Here is a 24,970-nt window from a genome sequence, read left to right as displayed (position 1 = left end):
GTCACAAAGAAATATATATACTTTAAATAAAGCTAATATAACTAGAACTTTAATTTATTATTCTTAATTATTTTTGTAATATTTTTGTTACTCGTTATTTATTTTTATACTTTTCTTTGTTCACGAATATAATATAATATTTCTTTTTCTTCTTAAAGAACGATTTTTCTTACATTTTCTTAACAAAACGTTTTTTTTTGTTATTTATTATCTTATTTTTAAATAAAATTTAATTTTATTCTTTTCTTTTGAATAATAATTTCATAAAAACATCTTTATGGAAATATCAAAAAACAATTCTCTCTCTTTCGACAAAAATCTTCTTTTATTAATTTCCTGTAAATTTTAATTTTTTTAGTTATTATTCAATAATTTCTTCGAAAAATTCCTCACATTTACTTTTAATGGTTTTATTTATCTTTAAATTTAATCCTTATTTTACATTTAGTTGGTAAATTCCCAAAATTTTTATGTTAATATTTATAATAAGCTTTTATTGAAGGTTATATTAATAAAAGCTATTTTTAATTTTTATATTTAAGAGGTGCTTCACTTGAAAGAATTAAAAGAATTACTAAAAAAGATAAAATGGATTTACAATCAATCAAAAATAATAATTCCTATGTTAATTGTAATAGTATTAATAGGATCTGCTCTTTCATTAGTAGGCGTCTATGATGCCTTAGTCTCTAAAAATTTAATTGATAGTGCCATTTCTGGAAATACTCCATCTGTTGTAAAATGGTTAATAATTATGGCATCAATAATGTTACTTAATTTAATATCATCACCAATAACTGCTTTAATAAGAACTTATACCTCTACTAAAATGGCTCAAACGCTTCAGAAAAAGCTTTATGCTCATATAACCTATAGTAATTGGCAAGAATCTTCTAAACATCATAGTATGAGCCTTTTAAGCAGGTTAACTAGTGATGTTAATACAATAACAAGTACAGTTCTTCAAACAATACCAGCTATATTTTCTCTTTCCATAACCCTTATAGCTTCATTTACAACTTTGGTTTATCTAGCTCCATCTGTTGCTATGGTAGCAGTTTTCATAGGACCTTTTTTACTATTAATAAGTAGATTGTTTGCTAGAAAACTAAAAAAAATATATAAGGAAATTCAAGAAGAGGATGTTAAATATAAAACATTTATTCAAGAAAGCATAAAGAACCTAATAATAGTAAAAACTTTTTGCTTAGAAAAGCTTAATTTAGAAAAACTTAGTGATATTCAGAAAAATAGATTTAACCTTAATTTAAAAAATACTAAGATAAGCATAAGTTCTGGACTTACTTTAGGAATCTGCTCCTCAATAGCATATTTTTCAATTTTTTGCTGGGGTGCTTTAAATCTTTCAGAAGGGGTTGGAACTTATGGAACACTTATGGCAATGCTTCAACTTTATAATAAAATTCAAGGACCATTTTCAGCACTAGCTAGTACCTTTCCTTCTTTAGTTGGTGCTATAGCTGCTACTGAAAGACTTATGGAAATTGAAGAAATTCCTCTTGAAAATCATAAGGATTTAAAAGATTGTAATACTCTTCTAATAGATAAGGAAGTCTCTTTTAAAGATTACCAATCTGAAATTAATTCTTCAAACTTAAGCATTAATTTTAAAGATGTGTCTTTCTCTTATAATGAAAACAACCCTATACTAAGTAACTTAAACTTAACTATAAACTCTGGTGAAATAATAGGATTAATAGGTCCTTCTGGCCAAGGTAAAACAAGCTTAATAAAAATATTGTTATCACTACTTAATATTAATAAGGGAGCTGTTTATTTAGATTCAGAGTATAAGGAAGAACCATCTCTAGCTTTATATACTCTAGAAGAACAAGAAGAAAACTTAGACTCAAGTACCTATAATACTAAGGAAACTTTAAATTCTAATCATAGAAACATTATATCCTATGTTCCTCAAGGAGATACTCTTTTCTCTGGAACAATAGAAGATAACTTAAGGCATGGTAAACCGAATGCTACTATAGATGAAATAATTACTGCAACAAAGAAGGCTTGTGCCTTTGACTTTATCAATGAACTGTCTGAAGGATTTAATACAAAGATTGGGGAAAATGGACTTGGAATTTCAGGAGGACAAGCTCAAAGAATAGCTATTGCAAGGGCATTTTTAAGAGATAAACCTATACTAATTTTAGATGAGGCAACTTCAGCTCTTGATCCAGAAACTGAACTTAAAGTAATTGAGTCAATAAAAACTCTTCCTCATAAGCCTATTTGCATAATAATAACACATAGACCACTTGCTTTAGGTATATGTAACAGAATCTTAGAACTAAAAGATGGAAATATTAACGAAATCCCTAAAAATAATTTAGAAAAAATCACTTTAACTTAAGACATAGCATATTAAAAGAAGTCACTAATTTAAATTAGTGACTTCTTTTAACTTAACTTGGGTTTGGTCTATTACCACCACCGCAACAAGGACAATCTACTTGACCTGGCGCACCATGTCTATGATTATTTCCACTTAAATAACAATCACAATCCTGATCTGGTGGTGCTAATGGCACCAATGGATCTGATTCTGTGTTCTCAACTCCTAAAATTATTAGTTCTGGATTTTCCCATTTTTTCATAAAAATACCCCCCTAAAAAAATTATTAATATTTATATATTAAACTTTTTAAATTACCCTAATTATCTTTAATCATAAGTATTATTTAAAAAGTTGAGTATATACTTTTACATAAAATTTAATTACTTAGAAAAGCAATTAACCCTAGTGTAACTTAGATCACCATTTCCTCCAGTAACAAAAAGCTTCCCACATCTTAGCCATGAATGAGCAATCATACTGCTCTCTTTTCTAGCTACTCCAAGATATAGTGTACTTTTTATACCTTTCTCATTTAAAAGCTTTTGTGCTGTCATTGCTTGTACTAAGCACTTACTTTCCCAAGGAGTATAGCGACTTATAATTCTAACAATTTGTCCTATTTTATTTGCAATTCTGTATTCATTTGTTCCTTCATCAAAGTTACTTTCTATACCTTTATGTCCTAAAGATTTTTTTACTTTACTAAAATCCCGATTTAATATAATAAACCTATAAAAACCACTAAGGAAAAATGCCTTTATAAACAACTTTTTGCTTTCAAAATCTAACTTTAAAAAAGTTTTTATTTTTCTATTTAAGGTAGATAAGCTCTTCATGTCTTAGTAGCTCCAAATATTCTAAAACTTTATTTTTACAAGTCTCTCTTTCTACATCATGATTTTCTAAAATGAAATCTACTATTTCTAATACACTTTTTCTTTCATTTATTGCATCCCATATTAAACTTCCAGTTTCATTTAACATGAAATACTTACCTCTATCTAAGTCCATCATAACTTTTTCTCCATTTAGTTCAGTTACGTCCACTTCTTCCTTTTGTACAATAGTAGAATTTAAATTTAAAACTTTTTCTTCCATAACTCTTCTCCCTTAACACTCTTTTATTAACACATAGCTTTATTTATAAGATCTATTTGCATATCTACTGAAAATGCATCTTTAGGTCTTTTTATTTTAAAGATTCTAATTTGTTTTGCTAAATTAACCGCTTTTTTAAAATACTTTGGTGGCATACCATGAAGTGCTATTATTTCAATCCTATATATATTTCTCAGTACAGTTTTCATTTTGTCCTGTCCAAAGACTTCATGAACTTCTACACTTTCTCCCTCGTAAGGCTCAATTTCAAAAATTGCCTTAAGATTCTTCTTTTCTTTAACAAAGGTCTTATGAGTTGGAATCACATATTTCTCTCTTCCCTCATCAATAAGCTTGAAATCTTTAATGTTATACCCCATCTTCTCCATGGCATCTCTACATATTTTTTGTTGAGGATAAGCTGGCTCAACTAAACACGCTTCCTCACTTACTGAGGTTGCAGAAACATCATCTGCCATAAACTTATATCCGTAATGCCTAAAAGTATTTGTTAAAGTAGATTTGCCTGCACCACTTTGACCTGTTAAAATTATTGCCTCTCCATTAACTAGTATTGCTCCTCCATGGATGGCAATAATATCTCTTTGATTTAATATCATTCCAAAGGATGTGCCTAAAGTATATGTTTTTATAAGTTGATTTTCTATTCCTTCATATGGTTCAACTATTATACTTTTTCCTGAATGAATATAAAAGCAACCTACATTTTCTACTTTAAAAACCATTCTATCCTTCTCATATTTAAACCAAGAATACTTAGGTATAGTGTCTTTGATTTCTTTATCTATCTGTCCAATAGATATATTTACATCAACTTTATCATCTTCTAGTTCTTCAATTCCTAATAGTTCTGGAAAGTCTATTTGTGATTTAATATTTAATCCATATATCCTATAATATTTAAAATTCATAATCCACCTTACATTTTTAAACCTATTATATTTACCAAACCATTACATTCCTATTTATATATCATTTTTACTGTTATACACCCTGGATCTTCTTCTCTTGATTTGGAAAGCTTAGCATTTAAGCTACCCCATCTAAATATTCTATTCTTCCACTTACTATTTTCTAATTGTATTCCTAACTTTTCTTCAGACCACTTTTCATATTGCTCAAATTGATTCTTGTCCAAATTATCAACACTTCTAAGCTCTATTTCTTTAGGTCTAATCCCATTAAATTCTACATCTACAAAAAAGTCTAATCCATCCACCTTAACAACATCTAAAACTTCGAACTTATTTTTCTCTTTAAATCCTGAAACTGAAAATTTAAAATTCTTTTTTAGATGTCTTTTGAAGAAAAATTTAATCGTTCCTTTTTTTACTTTTTTTCTCCCAATTTTAATTTTTCCCTTACATAAATTCATAATTCCACCTACATAAACATATTAACTTTTTAAACTATTTCTTTATTAATTCAAGCTCTTCTAACAGCTTTCTCTTTCTCTTAGAAATCTTTATTCCACTAGATATAAATTTTATTTTATTTCCTATAGAAAAATCTTTATTCAAAACTCCAGCTCCTAAGTGATGTACCCAGGCTATTGGTGTTAATGCTTTGTTTTTCTTAGCATAATCATACTTATCATTCATGTTTTCTACTTTTGGAAATAACGTTTCAAAATATTTTTTCTCTGGACTTTTATCCTCATCTCCATTTTTATTTCTTGAAAAGCTTGTTGATAAGGCTACAGCTGCATTCTTTTTTCCAAAAACTCCACTAATAAAAATAGTTTCTATAAGACTATTAATAATAGCTTCATCTATATCAATTAAATTTTGTACCTCTAAAGGAATCTCCATATTAAATAACCTATTACAGCATTTAAATATTGCTGAAACAAAGCTTTCAGCTCCACACTCCTTAGTTTTTGATATAAAATCAGTCCAATCTATTTTTTCTCCCTCTTTTTCCACAAGGAGTACTAAATCACATAATTGTCTTAATCCAAATCCACCATAAATTATATGCCCTCCCATATGAAGACATAGATGAAGAGCTAAATCTTCATTGCATAAAGCTAATACTTTAGAACTCCCAATTCTAACGTCCCTAGCTCTATCCCAAAGTTCCTTTTCAAAGCTTTTATTCACAGAAAAATAATCATCATTTACAAGAGTCCAATGAACCTCTATAGGCCAAAATCTTTTATGAGTAAAGGCCAAATGTGCTCCATGGTTATCTGCTCCCTCTTTTAACTCATATCCTTCTGAAATTAAAAGTTCCTTTACCCTCTCTAAGTCCTCTTCATGCACTAATATATCTGCATCTCCCATAGTTCTAAACTCAGCCTTAGGATATAAATCTCTAACAACTAATCCTTTTAAAGCAATAAGATCTATTTTGTTTTCATTAAAAATCTCAAAAATTTTTCCTACTTGATTGAAATGAGAGATTTGACTTATACCAGTTATAAAAGTTTTTCTCTTCCACTCTTCTAAATCATCTTTTACTAACCCTTTTAGTTCCTTAACTCCATATATAGAAGAATAAATTAGTGCACTAATTTCATGTGCATTAGCTTCCTTGATAATTTCATTCCAATCTATGCTTTCCTCAAATGCAGTAAACTTATTTCCATGAATAGCTAAATTTAGTAAGGTTAATGTCTGTTTCTGATGCTTATCCATCTCCTTCCCCCCACTTCTATTCAATATATCCCCATATTATCAAACTTTTTAAAATGGGTAAATTTAAATCGTTTTACAATTTATAACATAAAATTCTTTCTCTTTATTATTTATATTTTGTTTTTTTAATTAATTTAAACTTATTACTTAAATTTACATATGTGTTACATTTTTAATATTATGGCTAAATTCTATTTATCTACTATTAAAAAAATATTTTTACTTTTTTTAAATTCTAAAATTTAAACCACAAAGATTTACTACTTTTTACATTTTAAAAATTTTATTAACAACAAGTTTTTTTATAAAATATATTTGCCTAAGAAATATATTCAGAATTTAAGGCTTTTATATCCTTTTCTAAAGTTTTTTTCTTGAATAAATTTTAGAAAGTACTTAAGTTTAATCTATAAATTTATCTCAAATAAAAAGAGAATTCAAAGTTATATTTCTACTTGAATTCTCTTTTTTATTATAATTATTAAATATTCTATATAAATTTTTAATATTATCTTTCTCTATAGCAAAAAACTAATTTAAAATTCTAAAGTTTAAGAAATTAAGTTCATACACTCCAACTAATCCATCACCATTTAAATCATATTGACTATTTGATAAATTATAATTTTTTGAGATAATTGATAAATCCCCTATATCAATCTTGTTATTATTGTTAAAATCCCCAGTTGTTTCTAATATTTTAAAGTTATTGAAACTATCCTTTCCTAAGTTTAAGTCTTGTAGTGCTTATATTACTTCTTCCTTAGTAGGATTTTCTTTTTTTAACAAATACTCAAAAAAAGTTCCTTTTTCTCCTGTAAGCTTTAACCCTTTATTGCTCACTCCATTATTTACAATAGCTCCATTTCCTCTAATAGTAGCATTCTTACTATTTCCACTTTCATCTATTATTGTATTTCTACTACTTTCTTCAAAGGTCCAATATCCTTTTAATCCTTCCATAGGTATGCTAAATTTTTCTTTTAGATATGGTTTTTATGAAAATCCTTATTCTATCTAAAACTGATTTTAAATAACTAACATAGAACTGATATTTTTAAAAGGAATATTAGTTAAAATAAAAGATGATAGTAAAATTATTAAACAAACTTTACCATCATCTTTTATTAATTATCTTTATATAAATTATTATTCCTTAACTTTATTCATTATTTAAATCTTTAGTAGAAGCTACCTCCTCAAAGGTATTTTCCACCTCTTCACAATCAGGCCTTTTATAGGTTTTAACTATAAATTGAAGCGCTGTCTTTAATATTTCATCATCCCCTAATTCTGATATATCAATTAATGCTTTTATTCCTAACTTTAATCTCTCTAAATCATATTTACCAGGCTTACCTATAAATATTTTCTCATGCCTTGTTTTTGTTAACCCCTCTTCATTCATAAGTAATTCTTCGTATAATTTTTCCCCAGGTCTTAATCCACTTATTTCTATCCTTATATCCTTCTCTGGCTCAAAACCTGAAAGTTTTATTAAATCTCTTGCTAAATCATATATTTTTACCGGGTTCCCCATATCTAACACAAAGATTTCTCCCCCTTTGGCATAAGCTCCAGCTTGAAGAACTAACTGAGCTGCCTCTGGAATTAACATAAAATATCTAGTTATCTCCTTATGAGTAAGGGTTACTGGTCCACCTTCTGCTATTTGTTTCTTGAATAATGGAATTACTGAACCATTACTTCCAAGTACATTTCCAAACCTCACTGCCACATACTCTGTATTAGACTTTTTATTTATAGCCTGTATTATCATCTCACATAATCTTTTTGATGCTCCCATTACATTAGTTGGATTAACAGCCTTATCTGTGGATATTAATACAAACCTCTCAACTCCATATTTATTAGCACATTCAGCTGCATTTAAAGTTCCAACTACATTGTTTTTTATTGCTTCTTCTGGACTATCTTCCATTAGAGGAACATGCTTATGAGCTGCTGCATGAAATACAACCTGTGGTTTATACTTTTTAAATATATTTTCTAATCTTTTTTCCTCTCTTACTGAAGCTATTAATACCTTCTTTTTTAGATCAGGCATTTTTCTTCTTAGCTCATTTTGTAGTTCATAAGCATTATTTTCATATATATCTAAAATTAAAAGAAGTTTAGGTGAAAATCTAGCTATTTGTCTACATAACTCTGAGCCAATAGAACCTCCTCCACCTGTAACTAAAACTACCTTGTTTTCTATATAGTCCTTTATTCCTACTTTGTCTAATTTAACCTCATCTCTTCCTAAAAGATCTCTTAAATCAACATCTCTCATTCTGCTTAAGCTAACTTTATTATCTATTAATTCGTACATTCCTGGAATTATTTTCACATTCCTTTTAGTATCTCTACAAACTTCAATTATGTCTTTTTTATCCTTACCACCTACCGAAGGCATAGCTATTAGTATAGTGTCTATGTTTTTTTCTTTAACAATACTTTTTATTTTTTCTCTAGTTCCTAAGATTTTTATTCCTCTTAAATAGGTTCCAACTTTGTTTAAATCATCATCAATTAAAGCAACAACTTTTTGTTTCACTGGATTTTGCTTTCTTATTTCATCCATTATAAGAAGGCCACAAGCTCCAGCTCCCACAATTAAAATATTTTCATATTCCTCTTTTTCATCTTTCTTAATTAAAATCATGCTATTTATGACCATACGCCTATAAAATCTTAAGGATACTCTAAGTCCGATTACCCCTATAGTTATAAATATTCCTGCAAGTGCAATGACTATATGCGGTATTCCTTCACCAACTATTATCATAATAGTTAATACTCCTAAGGTTCCTAAGCCACAAGCTATTAATCCCTCTATTACTTCATCTATACCAACCATTCTCCATATGCTTTTGTACATTCTAAAAGAATATAATAAGGCAATATATATTACTATAATTATTGGCATCCATAAAATAAGTGAACTAGCATATATGTTTAGGTCATTGCCCCCAACTCTAATAAGAAAAGATAAAAAATAAGAGATATTTATTATTATAATATCCATTAATAATAATATTGCTGCTTTTAACCTCTTTTCATTACCCATTTACCTCCCCCAGAAAACCATAAAAAATTAATTTAACTTTATATATTATTATAAATTAAACCCATATTTAGTATATAAAACAAATCCATATAAAATTACTATACTTTTAGCTTTGATCTCTTTATCTTACTTTTTTTATCGACAGTATTTCCATAATAATGTTTTTCACTTTTCTTTATTCCATTTAAAACAGAACCTAAAATATTAGCATTTACTTTTTTCAGCTCATTATAAGCCTTTGTTACTTCATCCTTAGATGTGGCTTCAGCCTTTACAACTAAAATAGTTCCATCACATTTTCCTGCTAATACTTGTGCATCAGTAACCAAATTTAAAGGAGGAGTATCTAGAATTATATAATCAAATGAAATACTTAAATCATTTAAAAGTTTTTCCATTCCTTTTGAACTCAATATTTCTGATGGATTAGGAGGAATATTTCCTGAAGTGATAGCAAAAAAATTATTACTTATTTTTTGTATTACATCATTTAAGCCCTTAATTCCAACAATAAACTCTGTGAGCCCTACTGAATTAGATATTTCTAACCTTTTATGAATAGTAGGTTTTCTTAAATCACAATCAATAATAATTACTTTTTTATTATTCTGTGCTAATATTGAGGCTAAATTTCCTGAAACAGTTGATTTCCCTTCTCCTGGTTCTGAACTTGTTACAACTATTGTTCTTATATCTTTATCTATTGAAAGATATTCTAAACTTGTTCTTAAAACTCTATAGCTCTCTGCTGCCATTGATTTTGGTTCTTTATCTACAAAAAACATTCTAATTCTCCCTTATTAATCATGTATTGGTATTTCACCTATAACTGGAATAGGTAATGTCTTTTCAAGTTGTTCCTTATCCTTTACCGAATTATCTAAGTACTCTAATAAGAAAACTACCCCTAAAGCAATCATAATCCCTAAAATAAATCCAATAAGTATTGTTTTCACTCTATTTGGTGATATCATTCTAACCTTTGGTGAATCTAAAACACTTATTTTTGAGTTAACTATATATTTGCTTATCTCTGTCTTAAACCCTTCTGTAATTGCATTTATAACCTGTTGAGTCTCATCTGCACTTTGAGAAGTATATCTTATCTCTAAAGTTGGGGTTGATTCACTTTCATTTTGAGTAAATTTCAATTTTGATCTTACATAATTAACAGGCAAGTTTATCTTCGCCTCTTTAAGTACTCCTGCCACTACATCCTCATTATTGAATATATCAATATAAGCAGTTCCTATTGCCTTAAATTCTTTTAAATCCTGAGTATTATACGTACCTGTAATACCTTCTTTACCTATAAACAACTTAGTTCTTGCCTCGTATGTAGGCTTCATCTTAAATGCCTTATATGCAGAAAAAGCTATTGGTATCAGCATAATTAGTAATATTAGTTTATACCTTTTTCTTATCGCATATAAAATCTCCCTAATTTCTATAGTATTTTCTTCCATTACCTTCTCCTTATCCATATAATATTACTTCTTTTTTAAATTTAATTACTGTAATTATAGCATCATTATTTTTCTCTTAAAAGATAGCCTTACCCCGCATATTTTCTATAAATCTTACTATTAACAACCTTCATTTTTCATCATTTTTCTCCACAGTTTACATTCTAGCTTTTCTTTGTTAATACTTACTTTTTTTTATTTTTTATTTATTAAAACTTTTTTACAAATCAAAGCATAACACTTAAATTATTTTAAAGTTTTTTCGGTATTTTACATAAAATTACATTCATTTTCTTCTCTTCTACCTTATGTTTTTATTTTTTTAATTTATTTTAAATTCACTATAAATTTTTTTAATCATTATTAATATTTGTATATAATTTTGTAAAAATAAGCTCTTTTTTAAACACATGTTGAATTTTAAATGAGCTTTAAAAAGCAAAAAAATAAAAAGGCCTATTTTAAATTAAGCCTTTTTTTTTATAATCATAGATACCTTTATTCCTCTTATACTCACATATATAGCACTTACTATAAGTATTAATGCTGTGCTTATCCCCCAAGCATTTCCTTCAAATAATTTATACAAAGTTATTGCTGCTACAACAAAGCTTACAGCTGTTCTAAAATAGGCCAAGTCCGTTCTCTCTTTAGCTAATACAGTCCTATCAACGGCTAGCTTATCCCTTAATCCCATCTCCGGTGTTATTTCATCATATGCCTTATATTTTTCTAGTTCCTTTTCTATCACTTTTACTCCCTCCATTTTTATAAGATTCTCTTGAATTTATATTAATTTATTCCAAAATTTATCTTATACATTTAATTATAGCACTAGAAAAATTTCAAATCTTTATTATCATCACTTAAATCTATAGTTATTCCTTATACATACCATAATAATAATCCAATAAAAAAAGATAGGATTAAACCTACCTTTATCAATGAGAACTCAAGAAAAAACTTGAGATATTTTTCAAGAAAAATTTAATATTATTTCTAAATCAATAATAAGAATTTCTCTAAAATCCATCATTTACTTTATCTATACTTCTAATAGTATTTTCTAATTCTTCATTACTTTCATCTAATTTTAAATTTTCCATAAATAACTTTGTTCACTATGAAAGCTATGCATATTCCTACTACTATAAGGGCTATTCTCATAGGTACTGAAATTCCTGGTTGGAATAAAATCATTGCAGCGCCTAAAGCATTCATAGTTATAAATATCATTTTTATTTTATATTCTTTGACGAATGTATAAATATAACTTAAAACAAGTAAAATTATGGTGCTGAATTGTTCTGGTACAATATAAACAAATATTACTATAAATATTGCTGATCCTATTAAAGTACCAAAAAATCTTTCCTTTATTCTCGTCTTAGTCTCATCAAAATGTGGTTGTGTTATTGACATTGCTGTAATGCTTATCCACATTGACTTCTGAACTCCAAATACGCTCCCTAGAAACATAGCTACTGATACCGATAATGCCATTCTTAAAGAAAAGTTAAATTGAAGTGTATTCTTGTCCATAGTTTTTATCATTTCAGTTATAGTCATATGATCTGAATCATCTTTTTTTCTATGACTAAAGTAATAAACTAAAGCTATTAATATTCCACCAAAAAGTAGTGCCACAATTCTTATTGGGAATTCACTCCAAGTAATGGGAGTTCCTTCTATAAATACATAACAAAGCATAAAAGGCAAATATGCTTTTGTTTCCATAGTATTTGTAACTAAATATGAAATTATAAATATACTTATAAAATTTATTATTAACCCTAGAAATGGATTTATTAAAGCTATTTGAGTTGAAATTCCCATAAAAACAAAAGATAATATAGTTGTTATTATAGCTTCATTTAACTTTAAGCTTAAGTGAATTGATCTATACATAAGCATTGCAGTCACAGCACATACACCTATAAGACTATTTGAACTACCAAAGACAGCTCCATATAAAGTAACAAATATAACTATTCCAATTATCATAATTAAATTACCTATAAGAATCTTAGGAGATAAATTCTTTTTTATACTTTCCACCATTCTCTTTCTTCCTCTTTTCTCTCTCTTCATTTCTTCTGTCGAGCATTATACCATATTTGTAAATTTTATCAAAATTAATTTTTTTATATTTTTTAGTAAAAAAACAAATATTTTAATAAAAATTTTAATTTAAATACAGATTTTTTAATTCATATTCTCATTTTCTCTAAATTCTATAGAATTACAAATACTTATAGTTATTTTTTATATAAAAATAGAGTCCAAAGTATTTAATATAACTTTGAACTCTTCTTAATTATCCTTATTAATTTTTCTAATAAGTTTTAAATATTATTTATCTATAAGATATATTAGTTACTCTTTCCTCAGCTCCATATAATATCCTTTCATAATATTTGGAGTTAGAACTATTTATATATATTTAAACTTATCACTATATAACATCTAAAAAAATTTTATTTAGTTTTTCTTGAAATTTATTATGGCTTTGAATAAATCTCCATCTACTTCTATATTAAATTTTCCACCTTGAAGTTCAACGAAGCTCTTAACTATTGCAAGGCCTAATCCTGAACCTTCAGTATTACGAGATTTATCTCCTCTTACAAATCTATCTGAAATTTCATTCACATTAAATGTTATTTCATCTGCAGATATATTTTTAATAGTAACTTCAACATCTTCTCTTCTATCTTGAAGTTCTACATAAACTCTTGAATTTGGAAGAGCATATTTAACCACATTTATTATTAAGTTTTCAAATACTCTGTAAGTTCTTTGACTATCTAAAGGTAAGATTACTTTATGCTCTGGCATTGCAAGTCTAATATCTAATCTAGCTTCACTTATTTTATCATCTAATTCTATGATAGCTTGCTTCATAAGGTATGAAATATCTACATTCATTATATTTAAGGTAACATTTCCACTATTAGCCTTACTAACTTCAAATAAGTCTTCTATTAAATATTTTAATCTTTGAGATTTCTTATCTAGAGTATCTAAATAATCCTTTCTCTTCTCTTCATCCTCTTCTCTCTTTAAAAGGTCAACATAAGCAATTATTGATGTTAATGGAGTTTTTAGGTCATGAGAAACATTTGATATAAGCTCTGTTTTCATTCTTTGACTCTTTACTTCTTCCTCAACTGCTGCTTTGAATCCCCTTTGAATATTATTTAATTCATCTCTTATTGGATTAAAGAAACCACAGTCTTCATCGGTTTTAGAATCTAAGTTTCCACTAGCTATTTCCTGGGTCTTTTCTAAAAGTTTGTTATAATCATTTTTCCACTTGTGAACATACTTTCTAGCAAAGTAGAATAATACTGCTGAGTATAAAATTACTCCAAATATTCCAAAGAACCATACTGAACAAAGTATTGATACAATAACAAAGTTGATTCCTAGAAGTATTACAAGCACCTTGTCACTTTTCTTATTTAAATCTATTCCCTTAATATATCTTGATATCCTTCTTATAACTGCAAATATAACTTCCTTAAATCTATATATTAGAACTTGTTCTTTCAAATATTTTTTGAATCCCATATCAAAAATATTTTTAATATAAGTTACTCCAAAGAATATTCCTCCATATATAAATATCCAGAATAATATATTTAAAATATATGCAATACTGTCTAAATACCATATGTCCGCATTTTTTAGAACACTTAAAAATTCTCCACTTAGGGTTGGCCCTATTATTAAGGATCCACTTTCCACAATTATAGGAAGAGCACATGATGCTATAATTAAAAATAACTCTAACGGCATTTTTAAAAGCTTATTAAACCATAAAGTATCCTTTGAATATTTAAATGGTACTATTAAAGCTAATATTGCAGAAATTATAACTCCAACTAAAATAAATATGCTACTTGCATCTATAATTGCATAGTCGTCTCTATTAAGTTCATTATAGTATAGATTATCTCCAACTTCTAAAGTATTTGGGACTGCATACACAAAAGTCATATTTTCTATTGGTTTAGCATCATACTCATTGCTTAAATGCACATTATCTTCAAAATAACCATTATTTGAGATTAGTGATTGCTTAACTTTATATTCATCCTCACCATAGATATCACCTATAGTAAGCTTTCCTCTATCATCATATTTTAAAGTTACAGAGAATCTATATTTACTGCTTACATCTGAATTTCCCATAGAATAATTCTTAGCAAGCCCTTCTAATATCCATGAATTTTTTTCATTAGTATAAACTAAATCTCCATTTTCATCTAAAGCATAAACTTTTAAGTTCACTAGATTATTTAAATCTAAAATCATTCTTTCAACCAATTCATTTAACTCTACTATATCTTCCTTTTTAGCTTCATCATAACGACTATTTTCTTTATTTATATTCTCTCTTTTTAAAGTAAAGAAACTCTCTCCTGGGACTAATTTCTCTCCTGCATCATTTGCCTTTTTCTCTAAAGAATCATAATAAATAGCATAATTAGTGTCCTTTATTTCTCGCGTTAAATTTCCACTATTAAACAAACTATAATTACTATCATCATATGCTTTTGAATTCTTTTCAATTATAGGGTAAGACAAGCACATTCCCACAGATAATATTCCTAATAAAGTTACTATTATTAAAGTAATAATCCAATTTGTTTTTCCATTTGTTTTAATTATTTTATTTTCTAAATTACTGCTTTTCGATTTTATAGCCAACGCCCCACACCACCTTCAAATATTTTGGATTTTTTGGATCTATCTCTATTTTTTCTCTTATATTTCTTACATGGACCATTACAGTATCAGTATTTACTGCATTTTCATTCCATACTCTTTCATAAATTTCTTCAGCTGAAAAAACTCTTCCTGGACTTCTCATAAGTAAATGAAGTATTTTAAATTCTATTGGAGTTACTTTTATTGATTCTCCATCTAAAGTTACTTCTTTTCTATCTACATTGATTTCTAGTCCACCAATAACATAAGCATTTGATTTTTTCTCATCTTTCTTCATCATATTTAAGTATTTTGAATATCTTCTTAGTTGAGAATTAACTCTTGCGAGAAGTTCTAAAGGATTGAAAGGTTTCGTTACATAATCATCTGCACCAATATTCAGTCCTAAAATTTTATCCATATCTTCTGATTTTGCTGATAGCATTATTACAGGGAAATCATGTTCTTCCCTAATCTTCATTACCATTGTTGCTCCATCCATCTTAGGCATCATTATATCTGCTATAGCTAAATGAATCTCCTCTCTTTCAACTATCTCTAAGCCTTCTAACCCATTGCTTCCTTTAAAAACATTATATCCTTGATTTTTTAAATATATCTCAATAGCCTCTGCTATTTCCTTTTCATCTTCAACAACTAAAACATTAAACTTATTCATTTTATTTCTACTTCCTTCCCATACTATTAATTGAAATTTCTTAGCACTCTCTTATTACCTCTAAAAATTAACAGTAGTTCAATTACAAAGTATTAATTTTAAGCTCTATTTTAGATGAGCATTGATTTTTAACTATCCCTCTAAACCTAGCTTAATTTTGAATTACACTTAAACTCCCATTAACTTCATAATCTTTTGTTAATCCCAATTATTTCAATATAATAATATCATAGAAAGCTTTTTTATTGTTAAGAGCATAGTCTCTCTTTAACTATTTCCTTATATTCTTTAAAATTTGTTAACACATCATTATCTATATTTCCAAAAACATCTGCTGAAAATTGTATCTTAGTAAATGGAAGTGGTATTCCATAGTTATCCCATCTGTTTTTCAATTTTAATTTTCTTGAGTGTTCAACCTTTATTCCTACAAAAGGCTTATTAGAATCTTTTGCTAAGGAAAAAGCTATTTTCTTAGGTTCATGTAATGGACCTACTGGCCCATCTAAAGCCAATACAACAATTGATTCTGCTCTACTCTTTTCTCTTAATTCTTTAAGAAAATTCTTCATTTTGACACCATCTGGCATTCTTAATGCATGAGCTCCATAAGAATTCAACATATATTCTATATACTCTCCCCTAGAATCTGCTGTAACAACTACATTTACATCTAACTCCTGATTTTTTTTGACTTTATAATACCGATTCAACTTTTTCAATAAAAGATTCATTGAATAGCTATCCCCATGCCAAAAACCTAAAATGCAATTGTCCATGATTTCATCATCTATCTCATAAAAATTCTCAAAGTTTACTGTACTTGTTTTTAAAACAAAATCCAAGTAAACCTTATAAACCCTTTTTACAACTGCCTTCACCAATTACACCTACCCCTCACTACTTTTTAACTATATTTTAAAGTTTATTTATTTTTCGCTATACCTTCAGACCTAGCTTAATTTCGCAAAGTATTGCTATCATCTACTCCAGAATAATAGCTAAAGCTTTTAAACTCGCTACGCTCAAACAGAAAAAGCTTCTTAGCGCTATTATTCTTACGTAGATAATGCAATACTAACTGCTCATTAAGATGGTCTTACAGTTCTATCTAAAAATAAATACTCTGATAAAATAAATTCCTTTTTAACTTAGATTACATAATTCTAAAATACCAAATTAAAAATTTGGGCTTTCATTTAAACTCTTAAATTAACCTTTTTTAAAATTGTTGATAAGCTCATATAATTTCTAAAAGTATCTCTGTAGCCTGAATATGCTTTTTTCTTATACACTAAAAAGCTATACGTTTCTTCAACTTCTTTGGCTATATTTGAAGCCATGTATTTTAATGCTGTCTCATAAGCACCCTGTTTTAATCTTTTAAATAACTCCTCATTTTCTAATATTTCTTTTATTTTTAAGCTCCACTTTGATGTATGTTCTTCAGTCATAAAGCCATTTTCTTCATTTTTAACAACTTCAATAACGCCACTTGCCTTTAATGCTACCACTGGAACTCTTGCAGCCATTGCTTCTAGGAGAACTATCCCTTGAGTTTCAGACTTTGAGGAAAATAGAAATAGATCAGAAGCTCTATAATAATTAGTTATTACCGTGTCGTCTATGCTGTTTAAGAACACTACGTTATTCTGTAATCCTAATTCATTTATATTTTCTTCAAGTTCTCTCTTATAAGGACCTTTGCCTATAATCATTAATCTGAAGTTATCACCTATCTTTTCTTTTAGTTCATTTAATCCTTTAATCATAAAATCTAAATTTTTCTCTTTAGTTAATCTTGATACTGTACAAAATAAATATTTTTTACCTCCTTTATACTTTTCTCTAATGTCTTCAACTTCTTTATTAGTCTTCTCATACTCCTTAAAATAAGATTTATCTAACCCTGTAGGCATAACTTTTATATTTGATTTTACTCCAGTTTCTTCTAAATAATCTTTTATTAAAGCAGTAGGTGAGAATATTAAGTCACAGCTATTAGAAAATATTTTTATATATCCTGGTACAAACTTTTCTTTAGTGTATTTTAATAGCTTCTCTTCAGCTTTTCTTAAAGGATTTATTGAATTATCTTTTTGATGTTTTTCTAAGATTTCATATGCCTTTATGTTGTGTAAATACTGTTCATATCTAGTATGGTATGTGAAGATTAAAGGTACATTATATTTTTTACTTAAATATTGAGCTGTATTTCCTACTAACATTGGATGATGAACATGTATAACATCTATATTTAGCTTCCTAAAATACTTTTCTATATCTAAATCAAACATATTTGGGATAACTATTTCCCCCTTTAATTTTTTATTTTTTAAGGATTTATATCTTATTACATTTTCTTCTTTATCACTATTTATTTCGTATAAAGTTTCATCATAACTTGGTGCAAAAATATAAACTTCATGTCCAAGGTTTCTTAATTCTTTAGAAAGTCTTTCTATAGATATTGGCACCCCGCCTACAAAAGGTTTATAGTTATTAGTAAACATTGCTATTCTCATTTTTAAGCTCCTTTTCCCAAATTCCATTTATACTTCTAGATCCCTATTTAAATTCTCCTGTATAACTAATCCTCTTTTATTTAAGAGATATAGCACCTTCCCCATTATTAAAATTTATTATGTCAATAAACAATCTTTTATCCAAAGAAATGTAGTATCTTTTCCCCTAAGAAATATCCTGATGATATTAAAGCCGTATTCCATATTAAAATTCCTAAAGCTGAATAAGCACTATATTTAATAAAATTTAGTTTCAAAACTCCTGCTGGTATCGCTATTACTGTTCTAGCCATTGGAATAAGCTTACTTATTAAAATTTCCATGTATCCTTTTTCTCTTAAGTACTCTATCTTTTTATTTATGAAACCTTCATGACTTGGAAACTTATTTAAATATTTTCTAAGAATTATATCTCCTCCAAATCTTCCTATACAGTAAAGTACCCAACTTCCCAAAAGCCCTGCTATTACTGATACAAAAATTGCTACAAAGAAATTCATATCACTTTTTGAAATGACTATCCCAGCAGCTGGCATTATTATCCCTGCCGGAAAACCTGGTAAATTCATATATTCCAAAAGAATAATAACAAACAAAAATATAAGACCATATTGTGCAAAATAATCAGTTATACTTACTAAATCCATACCCATTACCCCTTCTTAATTAATTGTTATATCTAAAAACTTTTACTGACCTAAGTTTTTTCTTCTCATTTGCTATACTCTTATAATAAATTCCAAAAATAAAGAAACCCCTCAGATAAATCTAAAGATTTTCTAAAGAGTTTCTTAATAAATTTTTAGTATAACAAAATTCTCCTATATTCCTAATCAAAAAAGAGGCTATATCAAAAATAACTTTTAAAAAAAACTTATAAATAATATGAAGAGAATATCTGAATAAGTTTTAGAATTTAAGCCATTACATAGAAGAATTTGAGTTAAGAAGCGAAGTTGTCTGACCAACGGGAGTTTCTGAGCTTTAGCAAATTCTTCGAAGCAATGGCTATAAATTCTTAGCGAGATTCAGTAATTCTCGGAATATATTTATAAGTTTTTTTACTTAAAGTTTTTATATTCTCTCTTTTTTATTTGTTAACTTATTAATTATTTTCTTTGCATTCTTTCTCTATTTTATTTATAAAGTTATTTAAAAAAGCCTTATCAATAACTATACTAGGTGAAGAAACTTGCCATTTTGAATAGTGAACTAATAATATGAATAGTCTCATTTTTCTTATTATGTCACTTTGTTTTCTTACAAATTGATTAAATGAATCACTATTTTCAAATTTCTCACTACTTATTAATTTTGATTCTAAGAAGCTACAATTTAACATTAATCTAAATACATTTTCATTATTAAATCCATTTTCTATTGCTTTTCTTAACTCTTCAATAAGATTGTTAGTTAATTCCACATATCTATCTTTTAAATCATTAATAATATTACATTTGCTATATGGGAAGAAATATTTATTTACTATTAATGCAATTATTGCTCCTATGAAAATATATATAAATCTATGAAAAGCAGGTATCAATACTTGTCCATGACCTTCTAAGCTTAATATCAATAAAGCCATACATATAACTTTTTTATCATAATCAGTAAAAATATAATAACAAAATAAAATAGTTAGCATTAATACTGGTACAGGAATAACTTTAGGAATAAGTGTATATATGATCAAATACATTGAAATTCCTAATATAGTTCCTTTAAATCTATGCTTTGCTTTTGTTACTGTATCCTCTTTAAAAGGTTGAATAAGTACAAAAACCGTAGTAACCATCCATTTTCCTTGCGGAAGTTTCAAAATTTCTACGAGGAACATAGTTACAGATACTGTTAAAGCTACTTTAAATGAATAAGATATTCCTAAGCTTCTTAATCCCCAAAGACTTTTATTCCCAATCAATTCTTTGAGGTTCTTTTTGTTTTCATATACATTATTCAGGCTTGCTTGTTTATATTTATTTAAGTTATTTATCAGTATTCTTAACATTCTAATAAGTTCAATACCTTCTCTTGCTGATTTTTTATCATCTTTACAGTACTTATATTTCTCACTTAAATTTTTAAAAACACTATTATCATCCTCTAGAAAAACTTTTTTATTCAAAGCATTTTCCAATGCTTCCAACTCACTTTTTAAAACATCTAAATAATCTTTTTTAAAATTTTTATTTAGATTTCCTTTTCCTGTATTGTAAATTATAGTATTTATTCTTTCTAATATAAGAATAATATTAAAATAAATATTATCTTTATTATTTGACATAAGAGCATTACTATTTCTTTCGTCGAGTAAAATCATTAATTTTCTTAACTCTTTATGTATATATAGATTTTCCTCTTTTTTACAACTATCATTTAATACGTTCTCTATTTCAGTTTGAAGATTCTTTATAATTCCTAAAATTATATTTTTAGAATTTTTCTTAAACTTATTTTTATTAAAAATAAAGTTTATTATTATTATTATGAACACACCTAATATTATTGCAATTATCCTCTTTGGTAGGTTTTCTAAAGTTGTAGGATCTTCCCACATAACTATATAAGTCATCAAGAAAAGATAAGATACAACACTTTTAAACTCTCTCATATAAATAAATAAAATACTAAATAAATTTATAGTATTAACAATAAAGCCTAAGAATGGATTTATTATTATGAAATATGAACTTATGGCCAGGTACACATTTAAACATATGAATGTAGCTGTTTTGTAAATTGGATAAGCGGTTAAATCAGACCTAGTAAGTGCATAACTTGTCAATCCTATCATCATTCCAATTCCGCCGTTTTCCAAACCGAAAGCACTCATATAAAAAATCATTAGTGCAACTGTAATAATAGCAAATAATAAAGCCTTACCTATCTTTTTTTTATCCATAAAGTCTCCTTCTATTTTTTCTTTAGTATGTAATAAAAATTTATAAGTTTTCTATAAAAAGCTTCTAGAAACACTTATATTAATAGCATTAAATTCTTATATTAAAATTCAAAACTGTATTTTTCTAAATAATTTTTAATTTAAAGCAAAATTAAAGGGAGTAAAAACTCCCTCACAAATAAATTTTGGGTTTAATTTAATTTTAATAATATGTATTATAAACTCTAGTACAATACTAGAGTAAAGAATAAATTTAAAAATGAGGTAATTTTTTATGAATAAACTTTTTTCCATAGGTGAAGTGGCAAAAATAAATGAAATTTCCATAGATAGGTTAAGAAACTACGATAAAATAGGCTTATTAAAGCCTTCATTTATAGATACTAAATCAGGTTATAGATATTATTCTGAAAGCCAGTTTAGAAAACTAAGATTTATAAAGTATTTAAGAAAGATAGGAACTCCTTTAAAAGAAATTGATTTAATTCTAAATAAAAATACAGATTCTAAAGAATTCACAGATTTTCTTAATAACAAAATAAAGTATATTGAAAAAGAAATTGAAAGTTTAAAAATAATAAAAGAAGATATATTAGAACTTAAATCATCCTTTGAACATAACTTTAAGATAAGTAATATTAATTATATATATACAAAAAACTTTGAAGAAAGATATGTTTTTAAGAAAAAAATTGATAAACCTATAAATTTTGTAGTCTCTCATAGAGAACAAGTTTTTTCAGAATTTAAAATGGAATTAAATAAAATTACCCAAAGTCGTTCTTTTGAAAAAGGAATTTATATTAAAGACTTAGATGATAGAAACAATGATAGTTCTGAAATTTATTTTCTTTTAAAAGATTATAAAAAATTACATAACTTTATTATACCTAAAGGAGAATATCTATGCCTTTCTTATCAGGAAGATGAAAGAAATGATGCTATATGTGAACTAAAAAATTATATAGAAAAAAATAATATAACTATTAAAGGACCTATATTAAATGTTGTTTTATCAACACTTCCCAAAGAATATTTTCAATTTCAAATTTTAATAAATAAAGACTGTATTGATTAATACAGTCTTTTCTAATGTTTATTTATATTTGAAAGATTAAATATAAAACTAAATTTCACTTTAGATTATGATATTAATTTAATATCTTTTCAGTAATGAATATAACCCAAAAATTCCTTATTTAAGATTCATATAGCTCTATAGGTAGCCCATCTGGATCACTAAAAAAAGTAAATCTCTTTCCAGTAAGTTCATCAACTCTTATATCTTCAACGTCAATGCCCTTGCTTAAAAGATTTTCTACTTCTAATTTAATATCATCAACTTGAAAAGCTAAGTGTCTTAATCCACAAGCCTCTGGATAACTTGGTCTTTTTGGAGGATTCTTAAATGAAAATAATTCTATTTGACATTCTCCAATCTTTAAATCAAGTTTAAAAGAATCCCTTTCTTCTCTATAAACTTCTCTAATTATTTCAAGACCTAATATGTTAACATAGAAATTTTTAGATTTCTCATAATTTGAAGCAATAATTGCTACATGATGTATTTTCTTTAAATTCATTTAATACCTCCTTATTGATATAAACTAATTATTAAACTCTACCTATATATAGGTATTAATTTTTACTATTCATTTAGATATGATTAAAATTTAATACCATCTTTAAAACATCTATATTATCAAATATTAATGTGTTCCATGAACAATTTTAAATCCTTCTTTTTCTAAAATTCTTTCATGCTTTTTATAGTCATCACATTCAACTTCTATACAATGAGATATATGTATTGTTTCAACACCATTCTTTTTTAATTGCTTTATTTTATGTATCCAGTTTTCACCCTCAACTAATGTATCCTTGCAACCAACACAATAAAAGAAACTAGCTAAATCCTCTTTGTTTTCTCCATAAATGCTAAATGCTGCTGTTGAATTATTATATGCCTTAAAGCACCCTGATGCAGCACACTTTCCTATCATTTTTCTACATGCCATTATAGCTATGCTCATTAAATCATTCCTCCCATCTTGTTATACACAGTTATTATACCATATGTTCTAAATAACATCTCAAAAAATAGGAAGCACCTTTTCACTACTTTCAAAAATGCAAATTCAAAATACTAAATTGAAAATTTGGACTTTTACTTAAATTTAAGATAGTTCTGAGGGACTAGCTAAAAATTAATCTTAGATTAAAACATAGATTATCTTTAATTATAAAAAAAGCTATATCAAAAAACTCAAATTTATTATAATTGGCTTTTGATATAGCATATATATTATGAAATTTAATTAAGTGGCAAATTAATTACATAGCTTTTTTGAATATAGCTATTACTTCTTCTAGATTTCCTTTTCTTGGATTTGTTAATGCACAAGCATCATTTAAAGCATTAGTAGCTAAAGTTTCAAAGTCACTTTCTTTTACTCCTAATACTCCAAGACCTTCTGGTATTCCTACAGTTTGAGATAATGATTTTATCATATCTATACAAAGATCTGCACCTTGTTCATCTGTTAATCCTTCAATATTTCCACCCATTATCTTAGCTATTTTAGCTAATCTAGCAGCACTTGTAGTTTTATTGTACTCTTGAACATGTGGTAATAATATTGCATTACATACTCCATGAGGTAAGTTGTAGAATCCACCTAATTGGTGAGCCATAGCATGAACATATCCTAAACTAGCGTTGTTGAATGCCATTCCTGCTAAGTATTCAGCGTAAGCCATCATATCTCTTGCTTCTACATCTTCTCCATTTTCAACGGCCTTAACTAAGTAAGTGCTTATAAGTTCTATAGCCTTCTCTGCACAAGCATCAGTTATTGGTGTAGCCGCAGTTGAAACATAAGCCTCTACAGCGTGTGTTAAAGCATCCATACCAGTAGCTGCTGTTAATGATTTTGGCATAGCAAGCATTAACATTGGATCGTTAACTGCTATAATTGGTGTTAAATGTTTGTCAACTAAAGCCATTTTTATATGTCTTTCTTCATCTGTTATAATAGCGAATAAAGTCATTTCACTACCAGTACCAGCAGTTGTATTTATACCTACCATTGGTAATTGAGGTTTTTTAGATTTATCTACCCCTTCATAATCTTTGATTTCTCCACCATTAGTAGCTAATAAAGCTATTCCTTTAGCACAGTCATGTGCTGAACCTCCACCTAATGATATAACAAAATCACATTTTTCTTCTTTTAATAAAGCTAAACCATCATTAACATTTTTAACTGTTGGGTTTGGTTTAGTTTCATCATATATTGAATACTCGATATTTTTACTATCTAAAACATCTGTTACTTTCTTAACTATCCCTATTTGTCCTAAAACTTTATCTGTTACTATTAAAGCTCTTTTAAAGCCTAATTCTGCAACTTGTTCTCCAGCGTCTTTTAAGCAATCTGCTCCCATTAAACTTATAGCTGGCATAAAAAATTTATAACTTATATT

At 27.1% G+C, this 24,970-nt stretch carries 23 protein-coding genes; 2 read left to right on the top strand and 21 right to left on the bottom strand.

Annotated elements, in window-relative coordinates:
- Positions 1-553 precede the first annotated feature (553 nt).
- Entirely contained in the window at positions 554-2,377 is a 1,824-nt protein-coding gene (locus tag AC2JAQ_RS02150; protein ID WP_488457684.1) for an ABC transporter ATP-binding protein, read from the top strand.
- A 52-nt stretch (positions 2,378-2,429) separates the two neighbouring features.
- Here AC2JAQ_RS02150 and AC2JAQ_RS02145 read toward each other — a convergent pair whose 3' ends face one another.
- From AC2JAQ_RS02145 to AC2JAQ_RS02060, 18 genes are all read right to left on the bottom strand, one after another.
- Entirely contained in the window at positions 2,430-2,621 is a 192-nt protein-coding gene (locus AC2JAQ_RS02145) for a hypothetical protein (protein ID WP_488457683.1), read from the bottom strand.
- Between the two features lie 121 nt (positions 2,622-2,742).
- A complete protein-coding gene (locus AC2JAQ_RS02140; protein WP_488457682.1) occupies positions 2,743-3,198 on the bottom strand; it encodes a lasso peptide biosynthesis B2 protein in 456 nt (151 codons plus the stop codon).
- Positions 3,173-3,460, bottom strand: coding sequence for a lasso peptide biosynthesis PqqD family chaperone (locus tag AC2JAQ_RS02135; protein WP_488457681.1), 288 nt, complete (start codon positions 3,458-3,460; stop codon positions 3,173-3,175). The genes AC2JAQ_RS02140 and AC2JAQ_RS02135 overlap by 26 nt, the downstream gene beginning before the upstream one ends.
- A gap of 26 nt (positions 3,461-3,486) precedes the next feature.
- The gene (locus AC2JAQ_RS02130; RefSeq protein ID WP_488457680.1) at positions 3,487-4,392 is read right to left on the bottom strand and encodes a hypothetical protein; all 906 of its coding nucleotides are present in this window, start codon (positions 4,390-4,392) and stop codon (positions 3,487-3,489) included.
- A 50-nt stretch (positions 4,393-4,442) separates the two neighbouring features.
- Positions 4,443-4,856 carry a hypothetical protein gene (locus AC2JAQ_RS02125; RefSeq protein ID WP_488457679.1) on the bottom strand — a complete coding sequence of 138 codons (414 nt, stop codon included), beginning with the start codon at positions 4,854-4,856 and terminating at the stop codon, positions 4,443-4,445.
- Between the two features lie 34 nt (positions 4,857-4,890).
- Complete coding sequence (locus tag AC2JAQ_RS02120) at positions 4,891-6,120, bottom strand: nucleotidyltransferase domain-containing protein (protein WP_488457678.1); 1,230 nt, start codon at positions 6,118-6,120, stop codon at positions 4,891-4,893.
- Between the two features lie 747 nt (positions 6,121-6,867).
- On the bottom strand, positions 6,868-7,083 hold the full coding sequence (locus AC2JAQ_RS02115) for a hypothetical protein (protein WP_488457677.1): 216 nt from the start codon (positions 7,081-7,083) through the stop codon (positions 6,868-6,870).
- Between the two features lie 199 nt (positions 7,084-7,282).
- Complete coding sequence (locus tag AC2JAQ_RS02110) at positions 7,283-9,193, bottom strand: polysaccharide biosynthesis protein (protein ID WP_488457676.1); 1,911 nt, start codon at positions 9,191-9,193, stop codon at positions 7,283-7,285.
- A 98-nt stretch (positions 9,194-9,291) separates the two neighbouring features.
- Positions 9,292-9,978 (bottom strand): CpsD/CapB family tyrosine-protein kinase, encoded by a 687-nt coding sequence (locus AC2JAQ_RS02105; RefSeq protein ID WP_488457675.1) that lies wholly within the window; start codon positions 9,976-9,978, stop codon positions 9,292-9,294.
- Positions 9,979-9,993: 15 nt separating this feature from the next.
- Positions 9,994-10,677, bottom strand: coding sequence for a YveK family protein (locus AC2JAQ_RS02100; protein ID WP_488457674.1), 684 nt, complete (start codon positions 10,675-10,677; stop codon positions 9,994-9,996).
- A 448-nt stretch (positions 10,678-11,125) separates the two neighbouring features.
- On the bottom strand, positions 11,126-11,410 hold the full coding sequence (locus AC2JAQ_RS02095) for a DUF202 domain-containing protein (RefSeq protein WP_488457673.1): 285 nt from the start codon (positions 11,408-11,410) through the stop codon (positions 11,126-11,128).
- Positions 11,411-11,742: 332 nt separating this feature from the next.
- Positions 11,743-12,750: an FUSC family protein gene (locus tag AC2JAQ_RS02090; protein WP_488457672.1), complete on the bottom strand. Its 1,008-nt coding sequence runs from the start codon at positions 12,748-12,750 to the stop codon at positions 11,743-11,745.
- Positions 12,751-13,140: 390 nt separating this feature from the next.
- The gene (locus AC2JAQ_RS02085) at positions 13,141-15,375 is read right to left on the bottom strand and encodes a sensor histidine kinase (protein WP_488457671.1); all 2,235 of its coding nucleotides are present in this window, start codon (positions 15,373-15,375) and stop codon (positions 13,141-13,143) included.
- Positions 15,350-16,054 (bottom strand): response regulator transcription factor, encoded by a 705-nt coding sequence (locus AC2JAQ_RS02080; protein ID WP_488457670.1) that lies wholly within the window; start codon positions 16,052-16,054, stop codon positions 15,350-15,352. Before AC2JAQ_RS02080 ends, AC2JAQ_RS02085 begins: the two co-directional genes overlap by 26 nt.
- A gap of 248 nt (positions 16,055-16,302) precedes the next feature.
- A complete protein-coding gene (locus tag AC2JAQ_RS02075; protein WP_488458762.1) occupies positions 16,303-16,935 on the bottom strand; it encodes a hypothetical protein in 633 nt (210 codons plus the stop codon).
- A gap of 318 nt (positions 16,936-17,253) precedes the next feature.
- Entirely contained in the window at positions 17,254-18,579 is a 1,326-nt protein-coding gene (locus AC2JAQ_RS02070; RefSeq protein ID WP_488457669.1) for a glycosyltransferase, read from the bottom strand.
- A 137-nt stretch (positions 18,580-18,716) separates the two neighbouring features.
- Entirely contained in the window at positions 18,717-19,226 is a 510-nt protein-coding gene (locus tag AC2JAQ_RS02065) for a DedA family protein (RefSeq protein WP_488457668.1), read from the bottom strand.
- 458 nt (positions 19,227-19,684) lie between these two features.
- Positions 19,685-21,484, bottom strand: a complete 1,800-nt coding sequence (locus tag AC2JAQ_RS02060; protein WP_488457667.1) for an FUSC family protein — start codon at positions 21,482-21,484, stop codon at positions 19,685-19,687.
- A gap of 274 nt (positions 21,485-21,758) precedes the next feature.
- Here AC2JAQ_RS02060 and AC2JAQ_RS02055 point away from each other — a divergent pair, with 274 nt between their 5' ends.
- On the top strand, positions 21,759-22,562 hold the full coding sequence (locus AC2JAQ_RS02055; protein ID WP_488457666.1) for a MerR family transcriptional regulator: 804 nt from the start codon (positions 21,759-21,761) through the stop codon (positions 22,560-22,562).
- 121 nt (positions 22,563-22,683) lie between these two features.
- Here AC2JAQ_RS02055 and gloA2 read toward each other — a convergent pair whose 3' ends face one another.
- The 3 genes from gloA2 to yiaY all read right to left on the bottom strand — a co-directional run bounded on the left by gloA2 (position 22,684) and on the right by yiaY (position 24,967).
- Positions 22,684-23,067 (bottom strand): SMU1112c/YaeR family gloxylase I-like metalloprotein, encoded by a 384-nt coding sequence (gene gloA2, locus AC2JAQ_RS02050; RefSeq protein WP_488457665.1) that lies wholly within the window; start codon positions 23,065-23,067, stop codon positions 22,684-22,686.
- 126 nt (positions 23,068-23,193) lie between these two features.
- On the bottom strand, positions 23,194-23,517 hold the full coding sequence (locus AC2JAQ_RS02045; protein WP_322504479.1) for a CGGC domain-containing protein: 324 nt from the start codon (positions 23,515-23,517) through the stop codon (positions 23,194-23,196).
- A 301-nt stretch (positions 23,518-23,818) separates the two neighbouring features.
- Positions 23,819-24,967 carry an L-threonine dehydrogenase gene (yiaY, locus tag AC2JAQ_RS02040; protein WP_488458761.1) on the bottom strand — a complete coding sequence of 383 codons (1,149 nt, stop codon included), beginning with the start codon at positions 24,965-24,967 and terminating at the stop codon, positions 23,819-23,821.
- Between the last annotated feature and the right edge of the window lie 3 nt (positions 24,968-24,970).

This window comes from Clostridium sp. LIBA-8553, assembly GCF_057782465.1.
This window is presented reverse-complemented; position numbering and strand designations above follow the sequence as displayed.